This window comes from Erythrobacter donghaensis (assembly GCF_001557325.1).
GTDB lineage: Bacteria > Pseudomonadota > Alphaproteobacteria > Sphingomonadales > Sphingomonadaceae > Erythrobacter > Erythrobacter donghaensis_B.
In genome coordinates this window covers 1-24,733 of record NZ_LSJS01000004.1, presented here as the reverse complement: position 1 = coordinate 24,733, position 24,733 = coordinate 1, and the positions used below count along the sequence as shown (strand labels likewise).

Annotated in this window: 29 protein-coding genes; 13 read left to right on the top strand and 16 right to left on the bottom strand. The window is 66.5% G+C overall.

Annotation, left to right across the window (positions count from 1 at the left end; translation table 11 throughout):
• Positions 1 to 80 precede the first annotated feature (80 nt).
• Complete coding sequence (locus tag AX692_RS00165) at positions 81 to 293, bottom strand: hypothetical protein (protein WP_073976032.1); 213 nt, start codon at positions 291 to 293, stop codon at positions 81 to 83.
• Positions 290 to 1,486, bottom strand: a complete 1,197-nt coding sequence (carA, locus tag AX692_RS00160) for a glutamine-hydrolyzing carbamoyl-phosphate synthase small subunit (protein WP_073976033.1) — start codon at positions 1,484 to 1,486, stop codon at positions 290 to 292. The genes AX692_RS00165 and carA overlap by 4 nt, the downstream gene beginning before the upstream one ends.
• 145 nt (positions 1,487 to 1,631) lie before the next feature.
• Between carA and AX692_RS00155 the strand changes: the two genes are divergently transcribed.
• The 10 genes from AX692_RS00155 to rpsD all read left to right on the top strand — a co-directional run bounded on the left by AX692_RS00155 (position 1,632) and on the right by rpsD (position 11,516).
• Positions 1,632 to 2,087 (top strand): GatB/YqeY domain-containing protein, encoded by a 456-nt coding sequence (locus AX692_RS00155; RefSeq protein ID WP_073976057.1) that lies wholly within the window; start codon positions 1,632 to 1,634, stop codon positions 2,085 to 2,087.
• Positions 2,088 to 2,343: 256 nt separating this feature from the next.
• Positions 2,344 to 4,221, top strand: a complete 1,878-nt coding sequence (gene dnaG, locus AX692_RS00150; RefSeq protein WP_073977266.1) for a DNA primase — start codon at positions 2,344 to 2,346, stop codon at positions 4,219 to 4,221.
• Between the two features lie 83 nt (positions 4,222 to 4,304).
• Complete coding sequence (gene rpoD, locus AX692_RS00145; protein ID WP_073976035.1) at positions 4,305 to 6,335, top strand: RNA polymerase sigma factor RpoD; 2,031 nt, start codon at positions 4,305 to 4,307, stop codon at positions 6,333 to 6,335.
• Between the two features lie 110 nt (positions 6,336 to 6,445).
• Complete coding sequence (rpiB, locus tag AX692_RS00140) at positions 6,446 to 6,925, top strand: ribose 5-phosphate isomerase B (protein ID WP_073976036.1); 480 nt, start codon at positions 6,446 to 6,448, stop codon at positions 6,923 to 6,925.
• Positions 6,922 to 8,244 (top strand): serine hydroxymethyltransferase, encoded by a 1,323-nt coding sequence (glyA, locus tag AX692_RS00135; protein ID WP_073976037.1) that lies wholly within the window; start codon positions 6,922 to 6,924, stop codon positions 8,242 to 8,244. The genes rpiB and glyA overlap by 4 nt, the downstream gene beginning before the upstream one ends.
• Before the next feature lie 11 nt (positions 8,245 to 8,255).
• Positions 8,256 to 8,471, top strand: a complete 216-nt coding sequence (locus tag AX692_RS00130; protein WP_073976038.1) for a hypothetical protein — start codon at positions 8,256 to 8,258, stop codon at positions 8,469 to 8,471.
• A gap of 8 nt (positions 8,472 to 8,479) precedes the next feature.
• A complete protein-coding gene (nrdR, locus tag AX692_RS00125; RefSeq protein ID WP_073976039.1) occupies positions 8,480 to 8,941 on the top strand; it encodes a transcriptional regulator NrdR in 462 nt (153 codons plus the stop codon).
• A 7-nt stretch (positions 8,942 to 8,948) separates the two neighbouring features.
• Positions 8,949 to 9,695 (top strand): RNA methyltransferase, encoded by a 747-nt coding sequence (locus AX692_RS00120; protein ID WP_073976040.1) that lies wholly within the window; start codon positions 8,949 to 8,951, stop codon positions 9,693 to 9,695.
• An 83-nt stretch (positions 9,696 to 9,778) separates the two neighbouring features.
• Positions 9,779 to 10,711 carry an FkbM family methyltransferase gene (locus AX692_RS00115; protein WP_073976041.1) on the top strand — a complete coding sequence of 311 codons (933 nt, stop codon included), beginning with the start codon at positions 9,779 to 9,781 and terminating at the stop codon, positions 10,709 to 10,711.
• A gap of 190 nt (positions 10,712 to 10,901) precedes the next feature.
• On the top strand, positions 10,902 to 11,516 hold the full coding sequence (gene rpsD, locus AX692_RS00110) for a 30S ribosomal protein S4 (protein WP_073976042.1): 615 nt from the start codon (positions 10,902 to 10,904) through the stop codon (positions 11,514 to 11,516).
• A gap of 77 nt (positions 11,517 to 11,593) precedes the next feature.
• Here the strand turns inward: rpsD and AX692_RS00105 are convergent, their stop codons facing one another.
• From AX692_RS00105 to AX692_RS00045, 14 genes are all read right to left on the bottom strand, one after another.
• Positions 11,594 to 11,908, bottom strand: coding sequence for a chorismate mutase (locus AX692_RS00105; protein WP_073976043.1), 315 nt, complete (start codon positions 11,906 to 11,908; stop codon positions 11,594 to 11,596).
• 133 nt (positions 11,909 to 12,041) lie between these two features.
• On the bottom strand, positions 12,042 to 12,173 hold the full coding sequence (locus tag AX692_RS20650; RefSeq protein ID WP_269135520.1) for a hypothetical protein: 132 nt from the start codon (positions 12,171 to 12,173) through the stop codon (positions 12,042 to 12,044).
• 34 nt (positions 12,174 to 12,207) lie between these two features.
• Positions 12,208 to 12,525, bottom strand: a complete 318-nt coding sequence (locus AX692_RS00100) for a hypothetical protein (protein WP_073977502.1) — start codon at positions 12,523 to 12,525, stop codon at positions 12,208 to 12,210.
• Between the two features lie 66 nt (positions 12,526 to 12,591).
• On the bottom strand, positions 12,592 to 13,716 hold the full coding sequence (gene tgt, locus AX692_RS00095) for a tRNA guanosine(34) transglycosylase Tgt (protein WP_073976058.1): 1,125 nt from the start codon (positions 13,714 to 13,716) through the stop codon (positions 12,592 to 12,594).
• A 112-nt stretch (positions 13,717 to 13,828) separates the two neighbouring features.
• Entirely contained in the window at positions 13,829 to 14,386 is a 558-nt protein-coding gene (locus AX692_RS00090; RefSeq protein WP_073976045.1) for a hypothetical protein, read from the bottom strand.
• Positions 14,387 to 14,598: 212 nt separating this feature from the next.
• On the bottom strand, positions 14,599 to 15,177 hold the full coding sequence (locus AX692_RS00085; protein ID WP_073976046.1) for a hypothetical protein: 579 nt from the start codon (positions 15,175 to 15,177) through the stop codon (positions 14,599 to 14,601).
• A gap of 159 nt (positions 15,178 to 15,336) precedes the next feature.
• On the bottom strand, positions 15,337 to 16,104 hold the full coding sequence (locus tag AX692_RS00080; protein ID WP_073976047.1) for an ABC transporter permease: 768 nt from the start codon (positions 16,102 to 16,104) through the stop codon (positions 15,337 to 15,339).
• A complete protein-coding gene (locus tag AX692_RS00075) occupies positions 16,104 to 17,048 on the bottom strand; it encodes an ABC transporter ATP-binding protein (RefSeq protein ID WP_073976048.1) in 945 nt (314 codons plus the stop codon). The genes AX692_RS00080 and AX692_RS00075 overlap by 1 nt, the downstream gene beginning before the upstream one ends.
• 9 nt (positions 17,049 to 17,057) lie before the next feature.
• Entirely contained in the window at positions 17,058 to 18,095 is a 1,038-nt protein-coding gene (gene queA / locus AX692_RS00070; protein WP_073976049.1) for a tRNA preQ1(34) S-adenosylmethionine ribosyltransferase-isomerase QueA, read from the bottom strand.
• Positions 18,096 to 18,137: 42 nt separating this feature from the next.
• Positions 18,138 to 18,869, bottom strand: a complete 732-nt coding sequence (locus AX692_RS00065; RefSeq protein WP_073976050.1) for a peptidylprolyl isomerase — start codon at positions 18,867 to 18,869, stop codon at positions 18,138 to 18,140.
• Between the two features lie 90 nt (positions 18,870 to 18,959).
• Positions 18,960 to 19,472, bottom strand: a complete 513-nt coding sequence (gene coaD, locus AX692_RS00060; protein ID WP_073976051.1) for a pantetheine-phosphate adenylyltransferase — start codon at positions 19,470 to 19,472, stop codon at positions 18,960 to 18,962.
• 35 nt (positions 19,473 to 19,507) lie between these two features.
• Positions 19,508 to 20,272 carry an AIM24 family protein gene (locus tag AX692_RS00055; protein WP_073976052.1) on the bottom strand — a complete coding sequence of 255 codons (765 nt, stop codon included), beginning with the start codon at positions 20,270 to 20,272 and terminating at the stop codon, positions 19,508 to 19,510.
• 23 nt (positions 20,273 to 20,295) lie between these two features.
• Entirely contained in the window at positions 20,296 to 21,207 is a 912-nt protein-coding gene (locus AX692_RS00050) for a polyprenyl synthetase family protein (protein WP_073976053.1), read from the bottom strand.
• Positions 21,208 to 21,212: 5 nt separating this feature from the next.
• Positions 21,213 to 21,485: an exodeoxyribonuclease VII small subunit gene (locus AX692_RS00045; RefSeq protein WP_073976054.1), complete on the bottom strand. Its 273-nt coding sequence runs from the start codon at positions 21,483 to 21,485 to the stop codon at positions 21,213 to 21,215.
• Positions 21,486 to 21,569: 84 nt separating this feature from the next.
• Here AX692_RS00045 and AX692_RS00040 point away from each other — a divergent pair, with 84 nt between their 5' ends.
• The 3 genes from AX692_RS00040 to purL all read left to right on the top strand — a co-directional run.
• Positions 21,570 to 22,004, top strand: coding sequence for a DUF2177 family protein (locus tag AX692_RS00040; protein WP_230959563.1), 435 nt, complete (start codon positions 21,570 to 21,572; stop codon positions 22,002 to 22,004).
• Positions 22,005 to 22,020: 16 nt separating this feature from the next.
• Entirely contained in the window at positions 22,021 to 22,695 is a 675-nt protein-coding gene (locus AX692_RS00035) for a hypothetical protein (protein WP_073976055.1), read from the top strand.
• 29 nt (positions 22,696 to 22,724) lie between these two features.
• On the top strand, positions 22,725 to 24,733 hold a 2,009-nt coding region (purL, locus tag AX692_RS00030; protein WP_073977501.1), incomplete at its 3' end, for a phosphoribosylformylglycinamidine synthase subunit PurL.

Genomic DNA, 24,733 nt, shown 5'->3' with positions numbered 1-24,733 from the left:
CCGCCGAACCCCCATCCCCGACCCTTCCCCGAGGGGAAGGGAGACAATTGTTCGACAGGACGGCTTGCTGAAAGCCCACTTTATAGCCGGCGCTTGAAGTGGAAATCATAAAGACAAGTCTCACCGTCTTCGACAAACGGCGTCACGGTGACGAGTTCCCAACCTTCCTGTCCAAGAAGGTTAAGGCCGTCACCCTGCGTCATATCTTCAAGTTCGTGGCTACCCCAAACCCAGCGTCGATCTTCCTTCAGCCACGCCTCGATTCGGTATTGCCACTGGGTCTTTGTGATCACCCCAGCCCCCCCACAAACTTCTCGAACAGATAAAAGCTGTCCTGCGGCCCCGGGCTCGCCTCAGGGTGATACTGCACCGCAAAGGCCCGCTTGCCCTTGATCGCGATCCCGCAATTCGTCCCGTCGAACAGCGAGACATGGGTCTGCTCGACCCCCTCAGGCAGGCTCGCCGCGTCCACCGCAAAGCCGTGGTTCATCGAGGTGATCTCGACCAGCCCCGTGGTCTCCCCCCAGCCCTCGCCGACGCGCTGGACCGGATGGTTCGCGCCCCGATGCCCCTGGTGCATCTTGATCGTCTTCGCACCCGCGGCCAGCGCGAGCATCTGGTGGCCGAGGCAGATGCCGAACAGCGGCACGTCGGCATCGAGCAGCGCCTTGATCACCGGCACGGAGTATTCGCCGGTCGCCGCCGGATCGCCCGGGCCGTTGGAGAGGAACACGCCATCCGGAGCCAGTGCCATGATCTCGTCGAACGACGTTTTCGCGGGCACCACCGTCACCCGCGCACCCGCCTTGACCAGATTGCGGAAGATGTTGTCCTTGGAGCCGTAGTCGATCGCGACCACGTGGGGCTTGGCGTCGCCCCCCTCTTTCTTCCAAGCCGCGCGGCCATAGCCCTTGCCGAGCGTCCAGTAGCCGCCCTCCCAGCCTTCGTGCTTGTCGCGGGTGACGCGGATCGCGAGGTCCATGCCCTCGAGCCCCGGCCACTCCTGCGCGCGGCGGATCAGCGCGGGGATATCGAACTTGCCGTCCGGTGCATGGGCGATCACCGCGTTGGGCGCGCCGCTCTGGCGGATGCGGCGGGTGAGCGCGCGGGTGTCCACCCCGGCAAGGCCGATCTTGCCGTTCCTCGCCATCCACTCGGCGAAGCGCTCGACGCTGCGGAAGTTGGAGGGCTCGGTCACATCCTCGCGCACCACGCAGCCGACCGCGCCTTCCACGCGGCTCTCCACGTCCTCGCCGTTCGCGCCGACATTGCCGATATGCGGGAAGGTGAAGGTGACGATCTGCGCGGCGTAGGAGGGATCGGTCATCACCTCCTGATAGCCGGTCATCGCGGTGTTGAAGCACACCTCGCCCACCGCCGATCCGGCCGCGCCGAAACCCCGGCCCCACACCAGGGTGCCGTCGGCCAGCACCAGCACGCCGGTTGCGCCGGGAGGTTGCGCGCGAAGAGATGCGGGGTCGGCCATGGGGCGCTCCGTTACAGTTGATCCGGCGATGGTGCTAAGTTTTGCCCGCTAGGCCCCTCGCCCCCCCGCGTCAACCTAGGCTTGGCGCTGAATTTGCGTTAGGGGCGCAGCGCGATTGATCGCTTCCACAGGAATGACCGAAAAAATGATCCGTGACGATATCAAGGCCGCCACCATTGCCGCGATGAAGGCGGGCGAGAAGGACCGCACCGCCGCTCTCCGCCAGATCAGTGCCAAGATCAAGGACCGCGACATCGAGGAGCGCACCGCCGCGCAGCCGGTCGCCGATGACGATGTGCTGGTGACGAGCGTGCTTCAGAAGATGGCCAAGCAGCGCCGCGAATCGATCGAGATGTATGATGCGGGCGGCCGGGTGGAGCTGGCGGCGGTCGAGCGCGCGGAGCTTGCCGTGATCGAGGAATTCCTGCCGCAGATGATGGACGAGGCCGCGACGAAGGCTGCGATCGAGGCGATCAAGGCCGATCTGGGCGCGTCCACCATGAAGGACATGGGCGCGGTGATGACCGAACTGCGCGCCCGCCACGGCGCGGTGCTCGACGGAAAGCTCGCGAGCGGGCTGGTCAAGGCGGCGCTTTCGTAACCTTTCCCGTCACCCCGTGCTTGACACGGGGCTTGGCTTTTCTTGTTCGCGTGCCCGCCTCCGCGGGCACGTCCTCGGCGAGTTTCCGTCGCTTCGCGCCGGATCGCCTGCGGCTCGCGCGCGTGCGCTCGCTGCCCGTCCGTTGGCGGGTCGAGCAGTGCATATCGCGAGGGTTGTCGTTGTATCCACACGGGGTGCACAACCCCCTTTGCCGCGCGCCTCGACACGAACGGGGTTGGCAGGCAGTAGAGACCCCATGGCGATCACCCCGCAATGGAAAGACGAGCTGCGTGCGCGGATCACGCTCTCGACGCTCGTCCAGCGCTCGGTGAAACTCACCCGGGCGGGGCGCGAGTGGAAGGGGTGCTGCCCGTTCCACGAGGAGAAGACGCCGAGCTTCTACGTCAACGACCAGAAGCAGTTCTACCACTGTTTCGGCTGCGGGGCGCATGGCGATGCGATCAGCTGGATGGTCGATAACCAAGGCCTGCAATTCATGGACGCGGTCAAGGAACTCGCCGCGATGGCGGGGATGGAGGTCCCTGCCCCCGATCCCGTCATGGCCAAGCGTGCCGAACAGCGTGCGAGCCTGATCGATGTGACCGAAGCGGCGCAGCGGTTCTTTGTCGAGAGCCTTGCCGGAGCGGGCGGCAAAGCGGCGCGCGAATATCTTCAAGGACGCGGCTTTTCCCCTGCCGTCATGCGCGAGTTCGGCTTCGGCTGGGCTCCGGACGATCGGCAGGCGCTCCCCCGTGCCCTTTCGGGCTTCGGCGAGGACATGCTCGAGGGCGCGGGCATGCGCGCCGCGAACGAACAAGGAGAGCGCTACGACCGCTTCCGGGGCCGCGTCATGCTCCCCATCCAGGACGCGCGCGGGCGGGTGATCGCCTTCGGGGGCCGCATTCTCGACAAGCGTGACGGGGTCGCGAAATACCTCAACTCGCCCGACACCGAGCTCTTCGACAAGGGCCGCACGCTCTACAACCTCCACCGCGCCGCGCCTGCCGCGCGCCAGAGCGGGCGCGTGGTGGTGGTCGAGGGCTACATGGACGTGATCGCGCTCGCCAATGCGGGGATTGCCGATGCGGTCGCGCCGCTCGGCACCGCGCTCACCGAGATGCAGCTCGAGATGCTGTGGCGCATGGTCGAAGTGCCGGTGCTGTGCTTCGATGGCGATGCGGCAGGCCAGCGCGCGGCGATGCGGGCGATCACGCGGGCGCTGCCGCTGCTTGCGCCGATGCGTTCGCTCGGCATCGTCCGCCTGCCGGCCGGGCTCGATCCCGACGACCTCATCAAGGCGCAAGGAACAAAGGCGATGGAGCAGCTCCTCGCCCGGCCCGCCCCGCTGATCGACACGCTGTGGGAGTTCGAGCGCGATGCCCAGCCTCTCGCCACGCCCGAGGCCAAGGCGGGGCTCAAGGCGCGGCTGATGGCGCATGTCGAGACCATCGCCGATCCCGAGATCAAGAGCCTCTACCGCCGCGAGCTCGGCGATCGCTTCTCGGCCTTCGCCTATCCGCCCCGCCCGCCGCGCCCTGCTCCGCAAGGCCGGCCCGCACCCGGCCAGCGCGGCGGCTGGCGCGGCGCTCCGATGCCGCCGCCCGGTCTCTCGGATACCGCGCGCGAACAGCTCGCGGGGCTTATGGCAGGCGGCCAGCGGCAGGGGCTGATGCAGGCCGTGCTCGCCGGGCTCGCGCGCTACCCTGGGCAGATCGCGCGGCATACCGAGGCGCTGATCAGCCTCGCCCGTTTGCTCCCGCAAGCCGCACCCGCAATCGAATCGCTGCTCGAACTTGCGGAAACGCTTGATTCGCGCGCGCCAACCGCCATATGCACACCCACGCAAGGCCAACCCGCCCCGTCGGCAGACATCCGCTACGCCTTTCTTGAACAAGGCACCGATCCCGACGCTGCGTGCGAGGAACTGGCTGAAGCTGTGTCGCTGCTGGTCGAAAGGCCGGCGCTTGAGGCTGCGCTTGCGGCCACGATCGCGCGTTTCGACAGCGATCCGGAAGGATCGTTTGCGGAGCAGACCCGTTTGCGTGCACAGCTCATGGCAATCGAGGATCGCCTCAAGGCCTTCGGGCGCCGCAAGGCGTCGGCGGCGACGGGCACGGGTGATGATGCCGCCTGACAGGGCGGACATGGGATTAACGGGTGGCCTGCATGCAGTGCGCATGCGGCGGGCGGCCCCTGACGACGGATTGAAACGCTTTTATGGCCGAAAAAGAAGATGCCCCGCTGATCGATCTCAACGAGGCTTCGATCAAGAAGCTGATCAGCAAGGCGAAGAAGCGCGGCTATGTCACCTATGACGAGCTCAACGAGGCGCTGCCCTCGGGCGAGATGAGCCCCGACCAGATCGAGGACATCCAGACCGCATTGAGCGAAATGGGCGTGCAGATCGTCGAGAGCGACGAGGATGCCGAGGCCGAGGCCGAAGACCGCGAGGACGGCGATTCCGACGATATCGTCTCGGATGACGACGATGACGACGATGACGAGGGCAAGAAAGCCCCCAAGGATGCCCGCGCCGCCAACAAGAAGCTCGCGACCGGCGAGCGCACCGACGATCCGGTGCGCATGTACCTGCGCGAAATGGGCGCGGTCGAACTCCTCAGCCGCGAGGGCGAGATCGCCATCGCCAAGCGCATCGAGGCCGGGCGCGACATGATGATCATGGGGCTGTGCGAAAGCCCGATCACCTTCCACGCGATCATCCAGTGGTCCGAGGCGCTCAACAACGGCGACATGCAGCTGCGCGAGATCCTCGATCTCGACGCGATGCTCTCCAAGGAACCCCCGGCCGAGAAGATGGCCGAGGGCGCCGAAGACGACGACGACGACGAGATCTCCGAAGCCACCGCCGGGCCGACGATCCGCGAGGACGACGAGGTCGAGGACGAGCCCGAGGCCGATGCGGACGAGGACGAGGACGGCGAGCCCCGCCAGAAGCGCGAGGAGGAAGAGGAGGAGGACAACACCCTCAGCCTCGCCCAGATGGAAGCCGCGCTGAAGCCCGAGGCGCTCGAACGCTTTGCGCGCATCACCACCCTGTTCAACGCCTTCGAGAAGCTCCAGGGCGAACGCGTCGACACGCTCGCGGCGGGCAATGCCTTTCCGGCAGCCAAGGAGGCCAAGTACGAGCAGCTGCGCGAGGACCTCACCGCCGAGGTCGAGAGCGTGCAGTTCCACGCGACCAAGATCGAATTCCTGGTCGACAACCTCTATGCCTTCAACCGCCGCCTCACCACGCTCGGCGGTCAGATGCTGCGCCTGGCCGAGCGGCACAAGGTCAAGCGCGTCGACTTCCTCACCGCCTATGTCGGCAACGAGATGGACGACGCGTGGATCAAGGAACGCGCCAAGAAGGACAAGAAGTGGGCCGCCTTCCTCGAGCGCGAGGAAGACGCGATCGAGCGCATCCGCTCGGAAATCGCCGACATCGCCGCGCAGACCGGGATGAGCCTTCAGGAATTCCGCCGCATCGTCAACATGGTCCAGAAGGGCGAGCGCGAGGCGCGCATCGCCAAGAAGGAGATGGTCGAGGCGAACCTGCGCCTGGTGATCTCGATCGCCAAGAAATACACCAACCGCGGGTTGCAATTCCTTGATCTCATTCAGGAAGGCAATATCGGCCTGATGAAGGCGGTCGACAAGTTCGAATACCGCCGCGGCTACAAGTTCAGCACTTACGCGACGTGGTGGATCCGGCAGGCGATCACCCGGAGCATCGCCGATCAGGCGCGCACCATCCGCATCCCGGTCCACATGATCGAAACGATCAACAAGCTAGTGCGCACGAGCCGCCAGTTCCTTCACGAGGAAGGCCGCGAGCCGACCCCGGAGGAAATGGCCGCGCGCCTCTCCATGCCGCTCGAGAAGGTGCGCAAGGTGATGAAGATCGCCAAGGAGCCGATCTCGCTCGAAACGCCCATCGGGGACGAGGAAGACAGCCACCTCGGCGATTTCATCGAGGACAAGAACGCGATCATCCCGGTCGATGCCGCGATCCAGGCGAACCTCAAGGAAACCGTCACCCGCGTGCTCGCCAGCCTCACCCCGCGCGAGGAACGCGTGCTGCGCATGCGCTTCGGCATCGGGATGAACACCGATCACACGCTCGAGGAAGTCGGCCAGCAGTTCTCGGTGACGCGCGAGCGTATCCGGCAGATTGAAGCCAAGGCACTGCGGAAGCTCAAGCACCCGAGCCGTAGCCGCAAGATGCGGTCGTTCCTGGATCAGTAAGTCTCCGAAAGGCCCCGCTCCGGCGGGGTTTTTCACAGGCCTCCCGCCGCTGGTCGAAAAGCGCCGCCCGAGGGGTGGAGATTCCCCGCCCCAGCGCCTATAGCGCCCCCATGCGCATCGCCATCGCCTCCGATCACGCCGCCGTCGAACTCAAGGCCGAACTTGCCGAATGGCTCGTCGAAGAGGGACACGAAGTCGCCGACCTCGGCCCCGAGCCGGGGCAGAGCGTCGACTATCCCGATTACGGCTACCGCCTCGCCGAGGTGGTCGCCGAAGGCACGGCCGAATACGGGATCGCGCTGTGCGGCAGCGGCATCGGTATCTCGATCAGCGTCAACCGCCACCCGCAGGTGCGCTGCGCGCTGGTCAGCGAGCCGCTCTCCGCTGCCCTCGCGCGTGAGCATAATGATGCCAATTGCATCGCAATGGGCGCGCGGCTCGTAGGGATCGAAATGGCGAAGTCCTGCGTTGCTACCTTTCTCGACACAGAATTCGCCGATGCCGGCGACCCGGCCGGCCGCCATCAGCGCCGGGTCGGCAAGCTCGGCAAGCCGCCCTTCCAGCCCGATCACATCGAGACCCACCAATGAGCACCGCCCCTCTCGACTTCGCCACCCGCACCGCCTCACCGATGGACGGCTTCTGGCACAATGACCTCGCGCACGCCGATCCCGAGATCGCCGCGGCAATCGGCAAGGAACTCGCCCGCCAGCGCGACAAGATCGAGCTGATCGCCTCGGAAAACATCGCCTCGCGCGCGGTGCTCGAAGCGGCCGGCAGCGTCTTCACCAACAAATATGCCGAGGGCTATCCGGGCAAGCGCTACTACGGCGGCTGCGACTATGCCGACGTGGTCGAAACCCTCGCCATCGAGCGTGCCAAGCAGCTGTTCGGGTGCAACTTCGCCAATGTGCAGCCCAACAGCGGCTCGCAGATGAACCAAGCGGTGTTCCTGGCGCTGCTGAACCCGGGCGACACCTTCATGGGGCTCGACCTCAATTCGGGTGGCCACCTCACCCACGGCTCGCCCGTCAACATGAGCGGCAAGTGGTTCAACGTGGTCTCCTACGGCGTCAGCCGCGAGACCGAGACCATCGACATGGACGAGGTCGCCGCCAAGGCGCGGGAAGCCAAGCCCAAGATCATCATCTGCGGCGGCACCGCCTATTCGCGGCTCTGGGACTTCCCCGCCTTCCGCGCCATCGCCGACGAAGTGGGCGCGGTCTTGCTGTGCGACATGAGCCACATCTCCGGCCTCGTCGCAGGCGGCGCGCACCCCTCGCCCTTCCCGCATTGCGACATCGTCACCTCGACCACCCACAAGTCCTTGCGCGGGCCGCGCTCGGGCATCATCCTGTGGAACGACGAGAAGTACACCAAGCCGCTCAACATGGCGGTCTTTCCCGGCCTTCAGGGCGGCCCGCTGATGCACATCGTTGCGGCCAAGGCGGTGGCCTTCAAGGAAGCGCTCGATCCCTCGTTCAGCGCCTATGCCCACCGCATCGTCGAAAACGCCCGCGCGCTGGCGGCGAGCCTCGAGGAGAACGGGCTGCGCATCGTCTCGGGCGGCACCGACAACCACTCGATGCTGGTCGACCTCACGGCCAAGGACGTGACCGGCAAGGATGCCGAAAAGGGCCTCGACCGCGCCTTCCTCACCTGCAACAAGAACGGCATCCCCTACGACACCCGCTCGCCCTTCGTGACCAGCGGCATCCGCTTGGGCACGCCGGCCGGGACCACCCGCGGCTTCGGCCCCGAGGAATTCCGCACCGTCGGCAAACTCATCGCCGAAGTGGTTGATGGCCTTGCCAAAAATGGCCCCGAGGGTGACGCGCAGGTCGAAGAGAGCGTGCGCCAGCGGGTAACCGCGCTGTGCGCCGCCTTCCCCGTCTACCCCGGCATGTAAGGAGCCGCCCCATGAACGAACCGAACGGAAGCCAGGACTGGGTCGAGGACGTGAAGGCCGAAGTCTCCGGCATGGCGAGGGAGGGCGTCAACCACCCCTCGACCGCGCCGGTGCTGACCGGGGCGGCGATCGGCGCCGTGGCCGGGGCGCTCCTGCCGGTGGTCTCCTGGCCGCTCGGCCTGATCGCCGGGGCGGGCTTCGCGCTGTATCAGAGGATCAAGAAGTAACCCTTTGAATGCGCTGCCCCTTCTGCGCCCATGATGATACCCAGGTAAAGGACAGCCGCCCGACCGAGGACAATGCCTCGATTCGGCGCCGTCGCCAGTGCTCGTCCTGCGGGGCGCGCTTCACCACCTTCGAGCGCGTGCAGCTGCGCGAGGTGGTGGTGGTGAAGTCGGGGGACCGGCGCGAACCCTTCGATCGCTCCAAGCTCGAACAGTCGATCTCGCTGGCGACGCGCAAGCGGTCGATCGATCAGGAACGGCTCGACCAGCTGATCAGCGGCATCCAGCGTCAGGTCGAAACCTCGGGCGAGGCCGAAGTGCCCTCCTCGCATATCGGCGAGCTGGTGATGGAGGGGCTGCGGCAGATCGATTCGGTCGCCTATATCCGCTTCGCCAGCGTCTACCGCGATTTCTCCGAAGCGCGCGACTTCGAGGAATTTGCCAGCACCGTCCAGCAAGCCGCGAAAGAATAAGCGGGACATGGCCGATCTCAACAAACCGGTGATCGTCTTGGTGCGCCCGCAGCTGGGCGAGAACATCGGCAAGGCGGCGCGCGCGATGCTCAATTTCGGGCTGACCGAGATGCGCCTCGTCGCCCCCCGCGATGGCTGGCCCAACCCCGCGGCAGGCCCCGCGGCGGCGGGGGCGGACATCGTGCTCGAACAGGCGCAGGTCTTCGCGACCACCGCCGAGGCGGTTGCCGACTGCGCCCATGTCCACGCCACCACCGTCCGGAAGCGCGGTGTGACCAAGCCGGTGATCGGCGCGGACGAGGCGGGGCGGCAGGTCCACACCCTCCCCGGCCGGCACGCGATCATCTTCGGCCCCGAACGCTCGGGCCTCGAGACCGAGGACGTGGCGCTCGCCCGCAATATCCTGACCGTGCCGATCAACCCTGAGTTCGGCTCGCTCAACCTCGCGCAGGCGGTGATCCTCGTCGCCTACGAATGGGCCCGCATCGGCCGCGAGATCGCCGATGCGGGCGAGGCGCTTGTGCAGCCGACCCAGGAGGACACCCTGCCCCCGGCCCCGCAGGAAGAACTCGACGGCATGATCGCGCATTTCGAGAAGCTGCTGGAACCGCGGGGCTATTTCTTCCCCCCCTCGCGCGCCGGTGCGACCCGCCGGACCTTGCGCGGGCTTCTCACCAAGCCGGGCTGGAACCACCTCGAGGTGCGCACCCTGCGCGGCATCCTCAGCAGCCTCGAACGCCCGCCCGAGGACTGAAAAGCGGTCATGCGTTCGTAGCGAAACTGCCGCAATGTTCCGATAGGCGGACGAGAGAGTCGCCAACGGGGCAAGCAGAACAGATGCGGATTGTCGAACCGGTGGCCGCGCCCGCAGCGGTGCCGACCCCTCAGGTGTGGCCCGACCATTCCGCCGCCCGGATGACCCGCGACTTCCTGCTGTGGCGGCATTTGCGGGTCATTCGCGCGCGCGCGATGCGCCATGTCCATCGGGCCGCCGACCGGCTGCGCGGCGCGGCGGCCGGCCCCCGCGCCGCACGCTCGGTCTATGGCGTCAGGATGCAGACCAACTGGGCCGATCGCACCTTCGCCTATTGCCAATACGGCACCTACGGCCCCTATCTCGCCGATCTCATCGCCAGCATCGACCGCCCCTTCGCCTTCCTCGACATCGGCGCCAACCAGGGCTTGTTCTCGCTGATCGCAGCGAAAAACCCCTTCTGCGAGCGGATCCTCGCGCTCGAGCCCGTCCCCGCGACGCATCGGCTGCTCGCGGCCAATTTCGCGCTCGCGGGGCTCGGCGAGCGTGGGCGGGCGCTCAATGTCGGGCTGTCTGACCGGGCGGGCCGGCATGCGATCACGATCAACCCGGTGCACAGCGGCCAGGCGAGCCTCGAGCCGCACATGGCCGAACGCAGCGATTGCGAGAGCATCGCGATCGAGCTCGTCACCATGGCCGGGCTCGATGCGCACCTGCCCGCAGGCCTGCCGCTGTTCGTCAAGATCGATGTCGAGGGGCACGAGCCGATCATCATCGAGGAGCTGCTCGCCTCGCGCCACGCGGCAAGCGTGATCGGCATCTTCTACGAGCACGACAACCGCTGGACCGACAATGCGACGATCTCGCGCGCGCTCTACCGGGCGGGGTTCGCCAAGCTGAAGCGCTACGGGCGGGGCAAGCATTTCGATGTGCTGGCCGGCCCCTCGCCGGTGCCGCTCGAACGCATCCCCGCCTTCGAGCAGGGCATCGCCGAGATCCAGCGGCAGCGCGCCTGACCCGCCTCGAGGCTGGTGCCTGCGTTTCCTCGCTTGACCTCCTCGGCGTTCCTGCTATGCGCGCGCCTTCGCAAATGGGCCCTGCACCCCGGTGAAGCAGGCGCCGCGTCGGGAATATCGTCCCGGCGGAGCGATGCCGGGTTCAAGGCCGCCCGCAGTGGGTGGCTCAGCACATTGAAGGATACGACAAATGTCGAAGCGCAAGAGCGCCAAGCACAAGCTTGACCGCCGCATGGGCGAAAACATCTGGGGCCGCCCCAATTCCCCGGTGAACAAGCGTTCCTATGGCCCCGGCCAGCACGGCCAGCGCCGCAAGGGCAAGATGAGCGACTATGGCCTGCAGCTGCGCGCCAAGCAGAAGCTCAAGGGCTATTATGGCGACGTCACCGAAAAGCAGTTCAAGCGCAACTACCTCGAAGCCTCGCGCATGAAGGGCGACACCAGCCAGAACCTGATCGGCCTGCTCGAACAGCGTCTCGACATGGTGGTCTACCGCGCCAAGTTCGCGCCGACCATCTTCGCCGCGCGCCAGATCGTCAGCCACGGCCACATCTACGTGAACGGCCAGAAGTGCAACATCGCCTCGCGCCGCGTCAACGTGGGCGACGTCGTCAGCCTCGGCAGCAAGGCCAAGGAAATGGCGCTGGTGATCGAAGCGCAGAGCCTCGCCGAGCGTGACATTCCCGATTACGTCCAGCCCGACGGCACCGACAAGATCACCTTCACCCGCGTGCCGAAGCTCGACGAAGTGCCCTATCCGGTGACGATGGAACCGAACCTGGTGGTCGAGTTCTACTCGCGCTGATCGGATTTCCGGTTGCGGATACGAAGAGGGCGGCCTTGCGGGGCCGCCCTTTTTCGTTGGCAGATGGCCTGTGTGCTTCAGCCGCGCAGCCGGTCCCACTCGCCGAACTCGTAGGCGATCGAGCCTTCGACGAGGCGCTCCCAGATGTCGGCGACGACCTCGCCAGGGATGCCCCGAGCCTCGGCCTCGCGGACTGCTGCGGCGATCACGCTGGCCTTGCGTTCCTCGTCCCGCACCGCCTCGCGGGTCGGCTTGATCCGGGCGGCGGCGCGCATGTAGCCGAAGCGCACCGCAAGCAGCGCCACCAGTTCGCGATCGAGGGCGTCCACACCGGCACGCACGTGCGACATGGTGGTGCAGTCTTCGGGGGAACGGACAGTCTGATCAGTCATCCGCGCCGTTTGGCGAAGGATTGCTGCCGTGTCGAGCCTTTGTCTCAGAGCCGATCTGGCGCACCGGACAGCAAAAAGGGGCCGGTCACCAGGACCGGCCCCTCCTTTCTGGTCAGATCGTGCCGTGCTGCGATCAGCAGCAGCCGAGGCCGCAGCACACGCCCAGCGCGCAGCAGGCGTCAGCCACGGCGCCCGGACCGGCGGCCATGGCAGCCGAGGACGAGAGCAGGGCAACAACAGCGGAAATCTTGGCAATCAGCTTCATTTCAATTCTCCAAATTCGTGTTTCTAAACAATTGTCAGGTCCGGGCTGCGGTGCGCGGCGGCGGGGTGGCCGGGGGCAGCTTGGCGGAATGGTGGGGCGCTATCGCCTCGGTGGGATCGGGCGTGAAACGGCGCGGCAGGGCCTCGGCAACCCTATCCGGCAGCACCGCCATGGCGCATCCCATCCGGCAATCGGTGAAATCGGGGCAATCGTCGCAGCAATCATCCGGGCAGGCCGGATCCTGCGGCGCTTCGCTGACTGCAAGGTAGACTGCGGCGTTGCCCGCGCTCACCGGGGCCGACAGCGGCGCGAGCACGCTGAGGCAAAGGATTGCAGACAGGAACAACCGCATGAGACGCATGGAGCGTGGTTCGCCTCTTTCACGGTCAAGGTTACGCTGCCTCTGCAATAAGTGCAATCAGCGCAGGTAATCGCGCCGGAAGTCGCTCGCAAAGCCGGCAAATTTCTGGCCGGCGATGGCATCGCGCATCGCCTGCATCAGCGCCTGATAGAAGCTGAGATTGTGCTCGGTGACCAGCATCGCGCCGAGCATCTCGCCCGACTTGACGAGGTGGTGGATATAGGCGCGGGAGTAGGTGGTGCAGACCGGGCACTGGCAACGTTCGTCCAGGGGCCCGGTGTCCTCGGCGAAGCGCGCGTTCCTGAGGTTGAGGGGGCCGTTCCAGGTGAAGGCCTGCCCGTTGCGGCCCGAGCGCGTCGGCAGCACGCAATCGAACATGTCGATCCCTCGCTCGACCGCGCCGACGAGGTCGTCGGGCTTGCCCACCCCCATCAGGTAGCGGGGCCGATCGGCGGGGAGCATGTCGGGGGCATAGTCGAGCACGCCGAACATCGCCTCCTGCCCCTCGCCCACGGCAAGGCCGCCGACGGCATAGCCATCGAAGCCGATATCGGTGAGCCTGTCGGCGCTGATCCGCCTCAGGTCTTCATGCAGCGCGCCCTGCTGGATGCCGAACAGCGCGGCGCGGCTCGCGTGTTTTTCGCCCGCATCGAAGCCCTCGCGGCTGCGCCTTGCCCAGCGCATCGACAATTCCATGCTCGCAGCGATCTCGTCCCTCGGGCGGTCGGCGCGGGGGCATTCGTCGAAGGCCATGACGATGTCGCTGCCGAGCAGGCGCTGGATCTCCATGCTGCGCTCGGGGGTGAGCATGTGCTTCGACCCGTCGAGGTGGCTGCGGAATTCCACCCCCTGCTCGGTGAGCTTGCGCAGCTCGGAAAGGCTCATCACCTGGTAGCCGCCGCTGTCGGTCAGGATCGGGCGCTGCCAGTTCATGAAGTTGTGCAGGCCGCCGAGGCGCGCCACGCGTTCGGCACCGGGGCGCAGCATCAGGTGGTAGGTGTTGCCGAGGATGATGTCGGCGCCGGTCTGGCGCACCGCCTCGGGCTTCATCGCCTTGACCGTGGCGGCGGTGCCGACGGGCATGAAGGCGGGCGTGCGGATCTCCCCGCGCTGCATGGCGATGACGCCGGTGCGGGCCTTGCCGGAGGTCGCCTGGAGGGTGAACTGGAAACGCGGGGGGATCATGGCCGGAGCGCCCTAGCGTCCCGGCACGGCCCTGTCACGCATATGCAAAGGGGCAGGGAAACGTGCCTCGTATCCCCTGCCCCTCGCGATTGCGCCCGAAGGCTGCGGCTTAGAACTTGAAGCCGACGCCCACGGTGCCGCGCACCGTGTCGAACGACACGGTGTCAATGTTCGCGCGCAGCACGACCTTGCTCACCGGCACCTCGACGCCGACGCCGACGAGATAGTCATCAACCGTGGTGCTGATGTCGAGGTCTTCGTCATCGAGATCGGGGACGCCGACCAGCTCACCGGCGTCGACATCGATCCACTGGTAACCGCCGCGGGCGTAGATCTTGCTGCCGCCCTTGGTCTTCACGCCGAAACGAGCCGACACGCCGTAATCGGCATCGATCGGGCCCGAGCCGAAGCTGGCGTTGCCTTCCGCACCGATGAACAGAGTCTCGCCGATCGGGAAATCGACCGCGACGAAGCCGCCGTAGATTTCACCGCTGTCGTCGATGTCGAAGCCTTCGAGGTCGGCTTCGTCGATGTCGAGGCCGAGATCGTGGAGGCCGACCTGCGCACCGATGGTGACTTCGGGCTTGGCGGAGTCCTGCGCCTGGGCAGCAGTCGGCAGGGCGATCGCGCCGAACGCTGCGATCGTCGCGTAAGCGATCTTTTTCATCTGGTTTTCCCTTTGCTTGAACCGGCCGCGAAGGGTGCGACCGGTTGCCCGAGCAATTAGGAATCCCCAAGTTGCTGCGCAATGAACAAACAAACAATTATTTGTTCATGACAGCTCACCGGCATATTGGCATCGACCAACATCCGTTCGGTATCGACCAGTGGGGAGGACCGGAGGGCTGTTGCACCAGCCCTCCGGTCAGGTAGCATGCGTCAGAACTTGATGCCGACGCCCACAGTTCCGCGCAGGGTATCGAAGGCGATGGTGTCGACATTGGCACGCAGCACCACCGAGCTCACCGGCACTTCCACGCCGACCCCGACGAGGTAATCGCCGCCCACGTCCATCGCATCGATGTCGTTCGCGTCGAGGAAATCCTCATCGACGCCCGTCAGGTTGCCGAGATCGAGATCGACCCACTGGTAACCGCCGCGGGCGTAGATCTTGCTGCCGCCTTCGGTCTTGAAGCCGATCCGGCCCGCAACCCCATATTCGTTTTCGATCGGGCCGCTGCCGATGTGGAAGTTGCCCTCCACACCCGCGAACAGGCTTTCGCCAACGGGCATGTCGACCGCGACGAAGCCGCCGTAGATCTCGCCGGTGTCATCGATGTCGAAGTCGTCGAACTCGCCGTCGTCGGCGTCGAGATCGCCGAGATCGACACCGAGGTCATGCAAGCCGACCGAAGCCCCGATGGTGATGTCGGGCTTGGTGGTGTCCTGCGCCTGAGCCGCGGCGGGGAGCGCCAGCGCGCTGGCTGCCGCAAGCGATGTGAAGACGAGCTTCCTCATGTTTTATCCGTCCTTTGTCGAACCGTCGCGGGAGGTGCGACGTCGGACGGGAGCTAGGTAGCCCGGCTTGTCTGCGAAATGAACAAAGGTGGGTGAGATCGTTAATGTCGGACTGATGGTGCATCCAGCGCGACAGGCGCAACTTTATTCTAACCCAGGTTACTCCCGCAGCCGCCATCCGGTGCGGAAGACCACTGCGATGATGATCGTGCAGACGGCAAGAAAGCCGAGCGTCAGGCCCAGCGAGACCGCAATCGGCACATCGGCCACACCATAGAAGGAAAAGCGCAGCCCACTCACCAGAAAGGCGATCGGGTTGGCGAGCGCGATCGCGTCCCACGGCTGCGGCAGATCGCGGATCGAATAGAAGGTGCCGCCGAGGAATGTCAGCGGGGTCAGGATCAGCATCGGGATGATACCGAGTTTCTCGAAAGAGTCGGCCCAGATGCCGAGGATGAAGCCGAACAGCGCGAAGCTCGCCGCGACCAGCATGATATAGACCGCCGCCAGCAGCGGATAGGCGATCTCGTAATCGACGAAAAGCCGCGCCGTGGCGAGGATGATCGCGGCCAATATCAGGCCTTTGGTGGCCGCCGCGCCGACGAAGCCCGCCAGCGTTTCGGCCACGCCCACAGGCGCGGAGAGCAGCTCGTAGATCGTGCCGGTGAAGCGCGGCATGTAGATGCCGAAGCTCGCATTGGAGGTGGTCTCGCCGAGCAGGGTCAGCATCAGCAGGCCGGGGATGATGAAGGCGCCGTAGGGCACCCCGCCGACCGGCTCCATGCGCGCGCCGATCACAGTGCCGAACACGACGAAATAGAGCGAGGTGGTCAGCACCGGCGCGAGGATCGACTGGAAGGCGGTGCGGAAGGCGCGGGCCATTTCGCGCTGGTAGATGGCAAAGGCGCTGCGGGGATTGAAGTGCATCACGCGGCCTCCTGCTCCTGGCCGAGCAGGCCGACGAAGATGTCCTCGAGCGAGCTGTCGTGGATGTCGAGGCTGGTGAAGGTGATCCCCGCACGGGTCAGCGCCTGCGCGAGCGCGGCGACTTCGGCGCGGCCCTTGCCCTGTCCGTTGCCGCCGCGATAGGTGAGCCGGGTGCCGCCCGCGGACAGCACCGCGCCGAAGCCCGCCAGCGCCTCGGGCATGGCAGCCAGCGGTTCTGCAAGCTCGATCACCGCCTCGGTGGTCCCGAGCCGCTCCATCATTGCGCGTTTCTCGTCGACCATGCGGATGCGCCCGCCCTGGATGATGCCGACACGGTCGGCCATTTCCTCGGCTTCCTCGATGTAGTGGGTGGTGAGGATGATGGTGACGCCGCGCTGCTTGAGGGCGGCGATCTGCTCCCACATGTCCTTGCGCAGTTCGACGTCGACGCCCGCGGTGGGCTCGTCGAGGAACAGCAGTTCGGGCTCGTGCGCGAGCGCCTTGGCAATCAGCACGCGGCGCTTCATGCCGCCGGAAAGCGCGCGGATCTGCGCATCCCGCTTGTCCCACAGCGAGAGACTGCGGAGGATTTCCTCGATGCGGGCGGCATTGCGCGGCTTGCCGAACAGCCCTTGCGAATAGGCGACCGCGCGCCGCACGGTCTCGAACATGTCGGTGGCGAGCTCCTGCGGCACCAGCCCGATCCGCGCGCGTGCCGCCCGCCAGTCGCGCGCGAGATCGTGCCCGAAGGCGGTGATCGTCCCGCCGGACGGCCGCACCAGCCCGCAGACTGCCCCGATCAGCGTGGTCTTGCCCGCCCCGTTGGGCCCGAGCAGCGCGAAGATCTCCCCCCGGTTGATGTCGAGATCGACATTGTCGAGCGCGCGCGGGCCGTTCCTGTAAGTCTTGGTGAGGCCGCGGATCGAGAGGATGGGTTCGCTCATGGCTACCGGTTAGGGGAGCAGCAGCGAGGAGTCACCATAGGAATAGAAGCGGTATCCTCGAGCGATGGCGTGGGCATAGGCCGCCATCATCCGCTCGCGCCCCATCAGCGCGCTGACCAGCATCATCAGCGTCGACTTGGGCAGGTGGAAATTGGTCATGAGGCCATCGACCGCGCGCAGGCGATAACCCGGAGTGATGAAGATCGCCGTATCGCCCGCGAAGGGCCGGATGATGCCCTGCTCGTCCACCGCGCTCTCGAGCAGGCGCAGCGAGGTCGTGCCCACCGCGATGATCCGGCCGCCTGCCGCACGCGCGGCGTTGAGGCGGTCAGCGGTCTCGGCGGAAATGCGGCCGAATTCGGCGTGCATCGTGTGGTCGTCGGTGTCCTCGGCCTTGACAGGAAGGAAGGTGCCCGCGCCCACGTGGAGCGTCAGCATCGCCCGCCCGATCCCGGCGGCGTCCAGCGCCTCGACGAGCCGCGGGGTGAAGTGCAGCGAGGCGGTGGGTGCGGCGACAGCGCCCTCCTCGCGCGCGAACATGGTCTGGTAGTCCTCGCGGTCCTGTTCATCGACCCCGCGCTTCGACGCGATGTATGGCGGCAGCGGCATGGTCCCGGCGCGGTCGAGCAGGACTTCGACCGGCTCCTCGCCCTCGAACAGCAGGGTCAGCGAGCCGTCGGCATGGCGTTCCTCGGCAAGGGCGGTCACGCCGCCGCCAAACACCAATTGGTCGCCGATCTTCACGCGCTTGGCGTTCTTCAGGAAGGCCTGCCAGCGGCGCAGGTCGATGCGCTTGTGGAGCGTCGCGCCGATCTTCGCCTCGCCATCAGCACGGCGGCCTTCGAGCTGGGCGGGAATGACACGGGTGTCGTTGAACACCAGCACATCGCCGGGGTTCAGCAGCTGCGGCAGGTCGCGCACGCCGCGATCCTCGAACGGCGCGTCACCGCCGCGCACCACCAGCATTCGCGCCGCATCGCGCGGGCGCACCGGGCGCAGCGCGATGCGCTCTTGCGGCAGATCGAAATCGAACAGGTCAACCTTCATGGGCCGCGCGCCTAGCGGGAAGGTGCGCGCGGCGGAAGGCCCTTACTTGCCGGAGGCGGCGTTGAGCATGTCGAGGGTCACCGGGGCATCCTCTGCGGCCGGGGCGGGCGGCGGCGGCGGGGCCTTGTTGTCAGCCGCGATCGAGGCCTGGACGATGTAGGTCGGCTGCGCGGGCGGTTCGCCGCGGACGATCGCATCGACCGCTTCCATGTTCTCGATCACCCGCCCGAAATTGGTGTACTTCTTGTCGAGGCTGAAGCGCGGGTAGAAGACGATGAAGAACTGGCTGTTGGCGCTGTCCTCCTCGGCCGCGCGCGCCATCGAAAGCGTGCCGCGCACGTGGGGCATGGGGTTGAACTCGGCCTTGAGGTCGGGCAGCTCGCTGCCGCCCTGCCCGGTGCCGGTGGGATCGCCACCCTGCGCCATGAAGCCGTCGATCACGCGGTGGAACACCACGCCGTCATAGAACCCGGCGCGGGTCAGGGTCTTGATGCGCTCGACATGGCCCGGGGCCCAGTCGGCCATCAGCCGCGCCTTGACGCGCTGGCCGTTCGACAGGTCGAGCACCCAGACATTCTCGGGATCGACCGCGGGATCGTAGTTGATCGGCGCATAGGTGCGCAGGGCCGCGGGCGCTTCTTCCTCCTCGGGCTTTTCGGCATTCTCGCCGAAGGCCACCGGGGGCGTGTCGTCCTTCTGCTGCGCGAGAGCCGCGTGCGGGGCGGCAAGGAAAGCGATGGCGGCAAGGGCAGTGGCAAGCTTGGCTGTGTTCATGGTTCCATCCGGATTGCGCTGCGCGTGTAGCCTTGCCGGACTGTCACTGCAATGAATGAAGGACATGCAGATGGGGACGGCGCGCGGGCCTCAGTGATCGCCCTTGAGCCCCTGTTCGCGCACCCGGGCCACCACGTCCTTGCACACCGCGGGGCTGACGAACCTGGCAATGTCGCCGCCATAGAGCGCGATTTCCTTGACGAGCCGGCTGGCGATGGGCTGCAGCGCGACATCGGCCATCAGGAAGATCGTCTCGATCTGGTCATTGAGCTGGCGGTTCATGCCGGTGAGCTGGTATTCGTACTCGAAGTCGGTGACACCGCGAATGCCGCGGATCACCACCGAGGCCCCTTGCGCCTCGGCAAAGTCCATCAGCAAGGCGTTGAAGCCGACCACCTCGACATTGCCGAGACCGAGCGTCGCCACCTCGCGCTCGACCATCGCCATGCGCTCGGCATCGGTGAACATCGGGCTCTTGGCGATATTGGTGGTGACCCCGATGATCAGCCAGTCGACGAGAGTTGACCCGCGCCGGATGATGTCGGCGTGGCCCAGGGTGATGGGATCGAAGGTTCCGGGATAGATCCCGACGCGGCGTGTCATCTCGTGTTCTCTCCCCTGGCCTCAGCGGGCAGCCTTCAGGCGATCCGCGCCGAGGGCGTGACCCACACGCTGCCCTGGCCGCGCAGCTTGTAGACGAAGCCTTCGCCCGATCGCAGCGCGCTGCGCAGGCCCGAAACGAGCGGGCCGATGCTGACGTCGAGGCTGGCCGAATACATCAGCATGAAATCGCCATCGACCACGACTTCCTGCCCGTGCTTCACCGCGACCTCGTCGATCTCGTAGACCGGAACCGGGCTCTCGACCGCGAACACCCCGGCGCCGGTGATCTTGGGCTGGGCAAGGCCATTGCCCGAGAACAGCCCCTGGATCGAGGCGTGCAAGTGGGTGGAGAGCGAAATCTCCGCCGCGCAGGCATAGAAGGCCTTGTCGTCGAGCAGCAGCGCGTCCTGCGGTCCGTCCATCGTGGCGAGGATGAAGTGGCGGCGCACCGGCTCGCACCAGATCGTGCCCGAGCCGCTGTAGCGGGTGGCATGGGCGCTCTCGCCGGTCGCGGCCGCCGCGGCGGCACGGGCGAAGAAGCCCTTGTTGGCCTCGTGCTGGATGACGTCGACCTTGAGGTTGCCGTAGGAATATTGCAGCGCGCCCGGCTGGATCAGCACCGCGCCGTTGTTCAATTCGATCTCGAGCTGGTGTACTTCCGTGGGCTCGGCGATGTAGTGGAGCTGCCCCTCGACCCCGGTCGGCAGGCCGCGCGCGACCATCTTCTTCTCGACATAGCGATGCACCCGCATCGTCACGCCGCCGCGGCTTTCTTCCTGAATGCACTGCCGGAACGCCATCGACCCAATCCCCTTGTTGCAAATTACCGGTCGCGCTCGACAATGAAGCGGGCGAGCGCGCGCAGGATGTCGGCCTCGCTGCCGTGGGAGGCGAGGCGCTGGATCGCCTGATCGACCAGCATGCGCGCCTGTTCGCGCGCCCGCTCGACCCCGAGCAGCGTGACAAAGGTCTGCTTGCCCTGTTCATCGTCCTTGCGCAGCGCCTTGCCAGCCTTGGCGATGTCGCCTTCGACATCGAGCAGGTCGTCGGCGATCTGGAAGGCAAGGCCGATGTCGCGGGCATAGGCCCTAAGGTGCGAGCGGCCCTCGGGGCGCACCTTGCCGAGGATCGCCCCCATCTCGACCGCGGCGGCGAGCAGCGCGCCGGTCTTCAGCTGCTGGAGCCGGGTGACCGCCTGGAGGTCGTAGACCACGCCCTCCTCGTCGGCGACCATGTCCATCATCTGGCCGCCCGCCATCCCGCTCATGCCGGAGGCCTGGCTGAGGGTCAGGATCAGCTCCGAGCGGGTGAAGGGATCCTCGCTCGTGGCATCGTCGGCAAGGATCTCGAAGGCGAGCGCATGGAGCGCGTCGCCCCCCAGCACGGCGGTGGCCTCGTCATAGGCCCTGTGCAGCGTGGGCTTGCCGTGCCTCAGATCGTCATTGTCCATGCAGGGCAGATCATCGTGGATCAGCGAATAGACGTGGATCGCCTCGATCGCCGCCCCTGCACGCAGCGCCGCATCGCGTGAGACGCCGAACAGCGCGGCGGTGCTGCAGACGAGCAGCGGGCGCACCCGCTTGCCCCCGCCGATCGCGGCATAGCGCATCGCTTCGACCAGGCGCGCGCTGGTGTCGTCCGGGATGGGAAGGATCGCATCGAACAGCGAATCGATCTCGGACTGGACGCGGCGGATCTCCTCGCCGAGCACACTGCCGCTTGCCTCCGCCAGCATCGCTCTCAGCCCTCCGTATCGAAGGGCCGGGTGCCGGTTGCCCGGCCATCGGCGGTGGTGACGATCCGCTCGATCCGCGCCTGCGCCGCATAGAGCCGCTGCTGGCACGCGGCGCGCAGGGCTTCGCCGCGTTCATAGAGGCTTATCGACTGGTCGAGCGGCACGTCCCCGCGTTCGAGCGCTTGCACGATCTGCTCCAGCGCGGCCAGCGCCTGCTCGAAGCTCATGGCGGAAATGTCCGGCGCTGCCGCCGCCGGTGATGAAGTGCCCTCGTCCATGGACGCGAGCATTGACGGGGCGCGGCGGTGCGGTCAAGGCTGCGCGGGCCGGGCGGGATCAACCAACACAGGATAATCGCTTTCATGCTGCTGAAGTGGATCATCGCCTACGGCGTCGCCGCCGTGGTCTTCCTCGCATTCGACATCGTCTGGCTGCGCTGGGCGGCGGGCAATCTCTACAAGCCGGTGATCGGCGAGATCATGGCCGAGAAGTTCAACGCGCCCGCGGCGGTGGCCTTCTACCTCATCTACATCGCCGGGATCTGCTGGTTCGCGATCCGCCCGGGCCTGGAGGGCGGCGGGGTGCAGGCAGCGATGCTCAACGGCATCCTGCTGGGCGCGCTGTGCTACGCGACCTTCGACCTCACCAGCCAGGCAGTGATGAAGGTGTGGGCGACGCACATTTCCGTGCTCGACATCCTGTGGGGCGCCTTCGTTACCGGCGCGGCAAGTGCGATCGCATGCTGGGCCGTGCTCAAGTTCGCGCCCGCTGCAACTGCCGTCCCGCCCGTCGGATAGTCTCGCAGGTCCCCCTGTGTTCATCGGCCACTTCGCCCCCGCCTTCGTCGCCGCCGCGGTCAGCCCGGAGCGGCCGCGGCTGGGGACGATGTTCGTGGCCGCGCAGCTGGTCGACTGGGGGTTCTTCACCCTCGCGCTGTTCGGGATCGAGAACATGCGCGTCGACCCTGCGGCGAGCGTGATGGTGCCGTTCGATCTATACGATATGCCTTACACGCACTCGGCTGCAGGCACGGCGATCTGGGCAGCGGCGTTCTTCGGGATCGTGGCGATCTGGCAGCGCAGCTGGCGGATCGGCTTGCTGGCGGGGATCGTGGTGTTGTCGCACTGGCTATGCGACCTTGTCGTCCACGTTCCCGATCTGACGCTCGATGGAACGCCGCCAAAACTCGGGCTTGGCCTGTGGAACATGCCGTGGGTGGCGATCCCGCTCGAGCTGGGCCTGACCTTCGGCGCCCTTGCCTTTTATCTGCGCCGCACGCGCGGGCCGGCGGGGCCGCCACTCGTGCTGGCAGGCGTCTTGCTGCTGTTCCAGCTGGTCAACTGGTTCGCGCCTCATCCGCAAAGCGCCGGCCCCTTCCTCTACCTCCAGGCGCTTTTCGCCTTCGCCGTGCTGACGATGCTGGCGGCATGGGTCGGGGAGAATCGCTGGTTCAGGAAACGCGGCGGCTTGGCCTCGCGGGGCATGTGATCTAGGGGGCCGCGCAAGGAGTCCCTCTCATGACCGCCATCACCCCCGAAATCGTCGAACAGCACGGCCTCTCCCCCGAGGAATACGAGCGCGTCCTTACCGCGCTGGGCCGCGAGCCGAACCTCGTGGAGCTCGGCATCTTCTCGGTGATGTGGTCGGAGCATTGCAGCTACAAGTCCTCGCGCATCCACCTCAAGAAGCTCCCCACCGAGGCACCCTGGGTGATCTGCGGCCCCGGCGAGAATGCGGGCGTGATCGATATCGGTGACGGGCAGGCGGCGATCTTCAAGATGGAGAGCCACAACCACCCCTCCTATATCGAGCCCTACCAGGGCGCGGCGACCGGGGTGGGCGGTATCCTGCGCGACGTGTTCACCATGGGCGCGCGGCCGATGGCGAACGCCAACGCGCTGCGCTTCGGGCGGCCCGAGCATCCCAAGATGAAGCATCTGGTGCAGGGCGTAGTCGCGGGGATCGGCGGCTATGGCAATTGCGTCGGCGTGCCGACCGTGGCGGGCGAGACCAATTTCCACCCGGCTTACGACGGCAACATCCTCGTCAACGCGATGACGGTGGGCGTGGCCGATCAGGACAAGATCTTCTACTCGGCAGCCACCGGCCTCGGGAACCCGATCGTCTATGTCGGCTCCAAGACCGGGCGCGACGGTATCCACGGCGCAACGATGGCCAGCGCCGATTTCGGCGAGGATGCCGAGGCCAAGCGCCCGACGGTGCAGGTCGGCGATCCCTTCACCGAAAAGCTGCTGATCGAGGCGTGCCTCGAACTGATGGCGACCGACGCGATCGTCGCCATTCAGGACATGGGCGCGGCGGGCCTCACCTCCTCCTCGGTGGAAATGGCGAGCAAGGGCGGCGCGGGCATCCGGCTCGACATGAACAAGGTGCCCTGCCGCGAAACCGGTATGACCCCTTACGAGATGATGCTCTCGGAAAGCCAGGAGCGAATGCTGATGGTGCTGAAGCCCGGCCGCGAAGCCGAGGCCGAGGCGATCTTCCGCAAGTGGGAACTCGATTTCGCGGTCATCGGTGAGGTCACCGACACCGGCCACATGGTGCTCGAATTCAATGGCGAAGTGGTGTGCGACATTCCCCTCGCCCCGCTCGCCGACGAGGCCCCGCTCTATGACCGGCCCTACCTCTCGAAGGAGGAATATGCCGTCTGGGCCGGCATCAAGCCGCTCGGCGAAGTGCCTTCGACCGATGACGTGGCGGGCGACCTCCTCACCCTGATGGGCTCACCCGACCTTGCCTCGCGCCGCTGGATTGCCGAGCAGTACGATTCGCAGGTCGGCGCCGATACGCTCCAGACCGGTGGCGATGCTGGCGTGGTGCGGGTTCACGGGACAGGCAAGGCGCTCGCCATCACCACCGATTGCACCCCGCGCTATGTCTTCGCCGACCCCTACGAGGGCGGCAAGCAGGCGATTGCCGAGGCCTATCGCAACCTTTGCGCGGTCGGCGCGCGGCCGCTGGCGGTGACCAATTGCCTCAACTTCGCCAATCCCCAGCGGCCCGAAATCATGGCGCAGATCGTCCACGCGCTCGAAGGCATGGGCGATGCCTGCCGCGCGCTCGATTTCCCGATCGTGAGCGGGAACGTCAGCCTCTATAACGAGAGCAAGGCCACCGGCGGCGGCTCGGCGATCCTCCCCACCCCGGCGATCGGCGGCGTCGGCATCATCACCGACCTGTCGAAGATGATGACCATGCACCTCAAGAACGCGGGCGACGCGATCTACCTTGTCGGGCCCGAGTTCTGGGCCAAGCCCGATCCCACCCGCTCGCACCTCGGCCGCTCGCTGTGGCTGCGCGTCGTCAAGGGCATGGAAGCGGGCCGCACCCCGCCGACCGACCTGACGGTGGAACGAAATGCGGGCGAGATCATCCACGAACTGATCGCAGACGGCCTCGTCAACGCGGTGCATGACCTCAGCGACGGCGGCCTTGCGGTCGCGCTTGCCGAGATGGCACTGGCGGGCGACATCGGCGCCGAAACCGAGGCGGGCAACCCCGCCTA

Bases quoted from the DNA above. Each gene is read 5' to 3' on its own strand.
- queA (WP_073976049.1), bottom strand. From the start codon at position 18,095: ATGAAGGTTGACCTGTTCGATTTCGATCTGCCGCAAGAGCGCATCGCG.
- AX692_RS00045 (WP_073976054.1), bottom strand. From the start codon at position 21,485: ATGGACGAGGGCACTTCATCACCGGCGGCGGCAGCGCCGGACATTTCC.
- glyA (WP_073976037.1), top strand. From the start codon at position 6,922: ATGAGCACCGCCCCTCTCGACTTCGCCACCCGCACCGCCTCACCGATG.
- dnaG (WP_073977266.1), top strand. From the start codon at position 2,344: ATGGCGATCACCCCGCAATGGAAAGACGAGCTGCGTGCGCGGATCACG.
- AX692_RS00055 (WP_073976052.1), bottom strand. From the start codon at position 20,272: ATGGCGTTCCGGCAGTGCATTCAGGAAGAAAGCCGCGGCGGCGTGACG.
- AX692_RS00040 (WP_230959563.1), top strand. From the start codon at position 21,570: ATGCTGCTGAAGTGGATCATCGCCTACGGCGTCGCCGCCGTGGTCTTC.
- AX692_RS00100 (WP_073977502.1), bottom strand. From the start codon at position 12,525: ATGCGGTTGTTCCTGTCTGCAATCCTTTGCCTCAGCGTGCTCGCGCCG.
- rpoD (WP_073976035.1), top strand. From the start codon at position 4,305: ATGGCCGAAAAAGAAGATGCCCCGCTGATCGATCTCAACGAGGCTTCG.
- nrdR (WP_073976039.1), top strand. From the start codon at position 8,480: ATGCGCTGCCCCTTCTGCGCCCATGATGATACCCAGGTAAAGGACAGC.
- AX692_RS00050 (WP_073976053.1), bottom strand. From the start codon at position 21,207: ATGCTGGCGGAGGCAAGCGGCAGTGTGCTCGGCGAGGAGATCCGCCGC.
- AX692_RS00115 (WP_073976041.1), top strand. From the start codon at position 9,779: ATGCGGATTGTCGAACCGGTGGCCGCGCCCGCAGCGGTGCCGACCCCT.
- AX692_RS00085 (WP_073976046.1), bottom strand. From the start codon at position 15,177: ATGAGGAAGCTCGTCTTCACATCGCTTGCGGCAGCCAGCGCGCTGGCG.
- AX692_RS00065 (WP_073976050.1), bottom strand. From the start codon at position 18,869: ATGAACACAGCCAAGCTTGCCACTGCCCTTGCCGCCATCGCTTTCCTT.
- carA (WP_073976033.1), bottom strand. From the start codon at position 1,486: ATGGCCGACCCCGCATCTCTTCGCGCGCAACCTCCCGGCGCAACCGGC.
- rpiB (WP_073976036.1), top strand. From the start codon at position 6,446: ATGCGCATCGCCATCGCCTCCGATCACGCCGCCGTCGAACTCAAGGCC.
- AX692_RS00155 (WP_073976057.1), top strand. From the start codon at position 1,632: ATGATCCGTGACGATATCAAGGCCGCCACCATTGCCGCGATGAAGGCG.
- AX692_RS00075 (WP_073976048.1), bottom strand. From the start codon at position 17,048: ATGAGCGAACCCATCCTCTCGATCCGCGGCCTCACCAAGACTTACAGG.
- AX692_RS00130 (WP_073976038.1), top strand. From the start codon at position 8,256: ATGAACGAACCGAACGGAAGCCAGGACTGGGTCGAGGACGTGAAGGCC.
- AX692_RS00105 (WP_073976043.1), bottom strand. From the start codon at position 11,908: ATGACTGATCAGACTGTCCGTTCCCCCGAAGACTGCACCACCATGTCG.
- AX692_RS00090 (WP_073976045.1), bottom strand. From the start codon at position 14,386: ATGAAAAAGATCGCTTACGCGACGATCGCAGCGTTCGGCGCGATCGCC.
- AX692_RS00120 (WP_073976040.1), top strand. From the start codon at position 8,949: ATGGCCGATCTCAACAAACCGGTGATCGTCTTGGTGCGCCCGCAGCTG.
- rpsD (WP_073976042.1), top strand. From the start codon at position 10,902: ATGTCGAAGCGCAAGAGCGCCAAGCACAAGCTTGACCGCCGCATGGGC.
- coaD (WP_073976051.1), bottom strand. From the start codon at position 19,472: ATGACACGCCGCGTCGGGATCTATCCCGGAACCTTCGATCCCATCACC.
- AX692_RS00080 (WP_073976047.1), bottom strand. From the start codon at position 16,104: ATGCACTTCAATCCCCGCAGCGCCTTTGCCATCTACCAGCGCGAAATG.
- AX692_RS20650 (WP_269135520.1), bottom strand. From the start codon at position 12,173: ATGAAGCTGATTGCCAAGATTTCCGCTGTTGTTGCCCTGCTCTCGTCC.